The 5,654-nt window shown below is 67.3% G+C and carries 7 protein-coding genes; all 7 read right to left on the minus strand.

What is annotated here, in order from left to right; translation table 11 throughout:
- Positions 1–56: 56 nt before the first annotated feature.
- On the minus strand, positions 57–788 hold the full coding sequence (gene trbJ, locus LO50_RS23485) for a P-type conjugative transfer protein TrbJ (protein WP_044316546.1): 732 nt from the start codon (positions 786–788) through the stop codon (positions 57–59).
- On the minus strand, positions 785–3,232 hold the full coding sequence (gene trbE, locus LO50_RS23490) for a conjugal transfer protein TrbE (protein ID WP_044316547.1): 2,448 nt from the start codon (positions 3,230–3,232) through the stop codon (positions 785–787). Before trbE ends, trbJ begins: the two co-directional genes overlap by 4 nt.
- Before the next feature lie 10 nt (positions 3,233–3,242).
- Positions 3,243–3,512, minus strand: coding sequence for a VirB3 family type IV secretion system protein (locus LO50_RS23495; RefSeq protein ID WP_044316548.1), 270 nt, complete (start codon positions 3,510–3,512; stop codon positions 3,243–3,245).
- Positions 3,509–3,895, minus strand: coding sequence for a TrbC/VirB2 family type IV secretion system protein (locus LO50_RS23500; RefSeq protein ID WP_044316549.1), 387 nt, complete (start codon positions 3,893–3,895; stop codon positions 3,509–3,511). The genes LO50_RS23495 and LO50_RS23500 overlap by 4 nt, the downstream gene beginning before the upstream one ends.
- On the minus strand, positions 3,892–4,965 hold the full coding sequence (trbB, locus tag LO50_RS23505) for a P-type conjugative transfer ATPase TrbB (protein WP_044316550.1): 1,074 nt from the start codon (positions 4,963–4,965) through the stop codon (positions 3,892–3,894). The genes LO50_RS23500 and trbB overlap by 4 nt, the downstream gene beginning before the upstream one ends.
- Positions 4,962–5,438, minus strand: coding sequence for a CopG family transcriptional regulator (locus LO50_RS23510; RefSeq protein ID WP_044316551.1), 477 nt, complete (start codon positions 5,436–5,438; stop codon positions 4,962–4,964). The genes trbB and LO50_RS23510 overlap by 4 nt, the downstream gene beginning before the upstream one ends.
- The coding region (locus tag LO50_RS23515; protein WP_044316552.1) for a hypothetical protein at positions 5,435–5,654 on the minus strand (220 nt) is incomplete at its 5' end. The genes LO50_RS23515 and LO50_RS23510, both read right to left, overlap by 4 nt.

Genomic DNA, 5,654 nt, shown 5'->3' on the forward strand with positions numbered 1-5,654 from the left:
GCAAGCGGTCAGCAGCACGGCCAGCAGGACACAAGCGCATCGCATGGCCGCCTCCGTCAGTTGTTGGGGTAGAAATTGACGGACTGCGGCGTGTACGGCGTGCCGGTGCCAAGGAAGCGCCTGCGCACTTCGCGGGCGCGCTCGGTGGCCGCCGCCTGCCGCGCGAGTTCCAGCGAAGCGGCCCGGTCTTGCGTGATCTGGAGCTGCTGCGCCTGGATCGACTGCTTGGCCTGGAGCGCGAGAAGCTGGTTGGTCGCCTGCATGGCTTGCAGCGCGCCGGTGGCCGATTGGCTCTGGCTCACGAGGTCGGCCAGCGCGCTTTCGTCTTGGGTCAGGTTCTGCGACACCTGGGCTTGCATCCGCATGGCGGTGTGCAGGCCGTTCAAGGTGTTCTGCCAACGCTCGCGGGCGTCCTGCGCCATGCGGTCGCCGCTGACGGTGGCGGCGTACTGCTCGGGATAAAGGCGGGCGAACTCCCGATCCATGTTCGTCACGTCGTAGGCCAGTCCCTGTGCCTCGGCGATCAGGCGTTCGGTGGTGGCCAGCGTAGAGCGCAGCCGGTTGACGATGTTGAAGTCGAGATTCGCCAGGTTGCGCGCCTGGTTCATCAGCATCTGCGCCTCGTTCTGGAGCTGGTGGATCTGGTTGTTGATCTGCTCCATCGCGCGGATCGCCGTCAGCGTGTTCTGGACGAGGTTGGTGGGATCGACCACGACCCATTGCGCCTGGACGGTAGAGACGGTGCAGAGCATGGCCGCGACAGTGGCGGCGAGAAGACGCTTTTTCATGGCTGGTTCTCCGATGGTTGGGACAAGAAGGAAGCAGCCGCCGGTGCGGACGGCAGCAGGTCGGCGGCCCAGTCGAGGCCGCGATGGCGCAGCCACGCGCCCGCGAAGCCGGGAGCGCCGGCTTGTGCAAGCACGCGGTCAATGTCGCGTTGGTCTTGGGGGGTGGATGCGCCCGCGAAGGCGAGCGCCACCGGCCCCAGGTCGAGGTCGAACAGGCGGTTGCCGAGGCGCGACTGGTAGTAGTAGTCGCGCTTGGGCTGCGCGGTGGCGACGATCTCGATCTGACGGCTGTTGAGCCCGAAGCCTTCGTAGATCGTGCGAATCTGCGGCTCGGTCGCCTGCGGATTCGGCAGGAAAATCCGACTCGCGCAGCTCTCGATGATGGCTGGCGCGATAGTCGAATCCTTGATGTCGGCCAGCGATTGCGTGGCGAAGATGACGCTGACGTTCTTCTTGCGCAGCGTCTTGAGCCATTGCCGGATGCGGGCGGCGAAAGACGGCTCATCGAGGAACAGCCAGGCTTCATCGAGGATCAGCAGCGTGGGTGCGCCGTCGAAACGCTCATCGAAGCGGGCGAACAGGTAGCGCAGCACTGCCTGCACAGCGGCGGGGCTGTGCATCAGTTCTTCCATCTCGAAGCCCTGCACGGCGCCGAGGCCAAGACGGTCGGCGTCCGCGTCCAGCAGCTTGCCGTGCGCGCCGCCGAGCACATACGGGGCGAGCGCCTGTCGCAGCGCGTTGGATTGCAGCAGCACGGAAAGCCCGGTCATCGTGCGCTGCTCCACCGGCGCCCCGGCCAGGCTGCCCAGCGCCGACCAGATCGCCGCTTTCTCGTCCGGGCCGACGGTCACGCCTTCATGCAGCAAGCGGCCTTCCACCCATTCGGCCGCCCAGGTGCGGTAGCCCTCATGGTCGATGCGCGCGAGCGGCTGGAAGGCAATGCCGCCATCGGCGCCCAGGTCGTAGTGTTCGCCGCCCAGGCCGAGGATGGTGGCGCGCATCGAGCGGCCCATGTCGAAGGCAAAGACCCGCGAGCCGAAGTAGCGGCGGAACTGCAAGACCAGCTTGGCGAGCAGGACGGACTTGCCCATGCCGGTCGGGCCAGCGACCAGCGTATGCCCCACGTCGTCGATGTGCGTCACCAGCCGGAACGGCGTCGCGCCATCGGTGCGCGTCACGATCATCGGCGGCCCGTCGAGGTGATCGTTCTTCTCCGGCCCGGCCCACACCGCCGACAGCGGCATCATGTGCGCCAGATTCAGCGTCGAGACGATGGGCTGGCGCACGTTCGCATAGGCATTGCCGGGAATGGACGACAGCCACGCATCGACGGCATTGAGGGTTTCGGGGATGGTGACGAAGCCCCGGCCCTGGATGACGCGCTCCACCATGCGCAGCTTCTCGTCGGCCAGGGTCGGGTCGGCATCGAGCACCGTCACCGTGGCGGTGAGATAGCCGAACGCGACCTGATCGCTGCCCAGCTCCTGCAAGGCGGCGTCGGCGTCGGCCGCCTTGTTGCTGGCGTCGGTATCGACCAGCGGGCTTTCCTGCTGGAAGATGGTTTCGCGCAGCAGCGCCACCACGTTCTTGCGCTTGGCGAACCACTGACGGCGCAGGCGGCCGAGTTCCTTTTCCGCCTCGGCCTTGTCCATGCAGACAAAGCGCGTGCTCCAGCGGTAGCCAAAGCCCAGGCGGTTGAGGTCGTCCAGAATCCCCGGCCAGGTCGAAGTCGGAAAGCCACGCACCGACACCACGCGCAGGTGCTGGTCGCCCAGCATGGGCGCCAGGCCACCGACCAGCGCGGAGTCGGCCAGCAGCGCGTCGATGTGAAACGGCACTTCGGGCACGCCCACGCGGTAGCGTCGTGTCGAGACGGTCGCGTGCAGATAGGTCAGCGTTTCAGCGTCATCGAGCCAGGCGATTTCCGGCATCACGCCATCGAGCAGGTCGAAGACGCGATCGGTTTCCGCGATGAAGGTATCGAGCCGGCCACGCCAGTCCACACCGTCGCCGGGCGAGTTCTCGTAGAGCAGCTTGGCAGCGCGGGCGCGCGATTCCTCGGGCGGCAGGTACGCGAGCGTCAGGTGATAGCCACTCTCGAAGTGATGCCCCGATTCCTCGAAGGCCGCGCGGCGTTCTTCATCGACCAGCCAGGACAGTGGCTCGGGGAAGTCGGAATGCGGATAGTCCGCCGCCGGCCGGCGCTCGGCCTCGATGAACAAGGCCCAGCCCGACCCCAAGCGGCGCAGCGCGTTGTTGAGCCGCGCCGACGTGGCGATCAACTCGCCCTGCGTAGCGCTGTCCAGATCAGGTCCGCGAAAGCGCGCCGTGCGCTGGAAACTGCCATCCTTGTTCAAGACGACACCCGGCGCGATCAGCCCGGCCCAGGGCAGCCAGTCGGCCAGCAGCGCGGGCCGCTGGCGGTATTCGGCAAGGTTCAGCATGGCATCCCCCTCATACGTCCAGCAGCGGCTTGTGCTTGATGTGCCGGGCGAAGACCTGCATGAACTGCGGATCGACGCGCACGCCCCAGACGGCCAGCGAATGGCCGACGATCCAGAGCACGACACCGGGAATCCACAGTTGCAAGCCCAGCCCGACGGCGGCGGCCAGCGTGCCGTTCGCAATGGCAACCGTGCGCGGCGCGCCACCCAGCAGGATCGGCTCGGTGAGCGAGCGGTGCAGCGGCACCTCGAAGCCCGGAAGATCGTTGGCCGTGCTCATACGACGGCCCCGCCCGAGAAGCTGAAGAACGACAGGAAGAACGAGGACGCGGCGAACGCGATGGACAAGCCGAACACGATCTGGATCAGCTTGCGAAAGCCGCCCGACGTGTCGCCAAAGGCCAGCGTCAAGCCCGTGGCGATGATGATGATGACCGCGACGATGCGGGCCACCGGCCCTTGGATCGACTCCAGGATGGATTGCAGCGGGCCTTCCCAGGGCATCGATGAACCGGCGGCCTGCGCCGTGCCCGCCAGCAAGAGCATCAGCGCGGCCAGCAGCAGCCCTTGTCCGGCGGGACGGGCCAGGCAGCGCAACCGTGCCAGCATGGGCAGCCGAGAAAGCGGATTTACGGAAAGACGGAAAGCATCAACGGGCGTCATGGCAGTTCTCCAGAGGGTTGGTCAGGGGACGGGGAAGGCGCAGCGGCGGCGGCTGCATGAAGAACCGGCGGCAGCTCGGGAAACGGCACTTCCAGCGCATCCGCCAGCCGGTAGCCCGCGCCGTCGAAGCCATTGAGGCGAGCGATGCTTTCAACGCGGCGCTTGCGGCCACGTCCGGCGATGTGGATGACGACGTTGACCGCCTCGGCGATCAGCGCACGAGGCGGGTTCACGGCCACTTCGAGAATCAGTTGCTCCAGCCGCAGCAGCGCGCCCAGCGCGGAGCCGGCGTGGATCGTGGCGACGCCGCCAGGGTGGCCGGTGCCCCACACCTTGATGAGATCCAGCGCTTCGCCGCCGCGTACTTCGCCGACGATCACCCGGTCTGGGCGCAGGCGCATCGTGGCGCGCACCAGCTCCTGCATCGACACCACGCCCGCACGGGTGCGCAGCGGTACATGGTCACGGGCCGCGCATTGCAGTTCGATGGTGTCTTCGAGTACGAGCACGCGATCGCCCGTGGCAGCGATTTCCGCGAGCAAGGCATTGGCGAGCGTGGTCTTGCCGGTACTGGTGCCGCCGGCGATCAGGACGTTCTGCCGCTCGCGCACAGCGCGGCGCAGGAAGTCCGCCTGCCCGGCGGTCAGGATGCCGTCGGCCACATAGCGATCCAGGCCGATGATGCTCACGGCGCGCTTGCGCAGCGCGAACGCCGGGCCGGGTGCGGCCGGCGGCAAGATGCCCTCGAAACGCTCGCCGGTTTCGGGCAGCTCGGCGGTCAAGAGCGGTTGGCCGCGATGCACTTCCGCGCCGACATGCGCTGCGACCAGACGAATGATGCGTTCGCCATCGGCTTCGGGAAGTTCGACGCCCAGCGGCGTGCGACCCGACGACAGGCGATCGACCCACAGGGTACGGTCGGGATTGAGCATGATTTCCACCACGTCCGGGTCTTCGAGCGCGGTGGCGATCAGCGGCCCCATTGCCGTGCGCAACATCTGGATGCGGCGATCCAGCGAAGTCGCGGCCGACGAACGTGGCTCGGGCGGGAACTGCGGAACGGCGCTCATGAGGCACGCTTCGCAGCACGTTCATGGGCTTCGGCCAGCGCCGCCGCGCCATCCATGCGTGCGGTGTCCGGGTGCAGTTCTTCCACCACGTCGCGCACGAGGCTGCGGCCGCGCAGCAGGTGGCGGCCAAGCTGTTCAACGAACTGCTCGAAACGCGCCTTGCCCTGGGCACGGGCCGCGTCCTGATGGGCCTCGGGAACCGGCGTGCTGACGGTCAGGAAGTAGCGGACGAACAGCGCCAGCGTTTCGATCTGGATGTTCTGGTCGCGCTCCAGGCGCTCGGCCTGCCGCGACAGGCGATCCAGCCGCTTGGCGATGGCGGCCTCGCGCTGGTCGCCCGCCTCGGGAGACAGCCAGGACGCCAAGGCAGCGGCAACGATGCTGGACTTCGACACGCCTTTCTTGGCGGCCAGTTCTTCTAGACGCTTGGCGTGCTCGTGCTGGATGAACAGGTTGAGGCGGTATTGGCTCATAAGTTGATTCCGTCGTTAGGGTCGAGGGAAGCCAGCCGGGCCGTGCGTTGCATGGCCGGATCGAGCTGGCCGGGAGGCGCGGCAAAGGCAGGCAGCGGCAAGTCGTCGTCGTCATCGAGCAGCGCCAGGTCGTTGGCGGCTGGCGCTTGTTCGGGGTGGTACTCGGCAACCTCGGATAGCTCCGGCTGCCGGCGCGGGCCACCGTCGTCGGTGCCG

It is taken from the genome of Stutzerimonas stutzeri, assembly GCF_000935215.1.
Classification (GTDB): domain Bacteria; phylum Pseudomonadota; class Gammaproteobacteria; order Pseudomonadales; family Pseudomonadaceae; genus Stutzerimonas.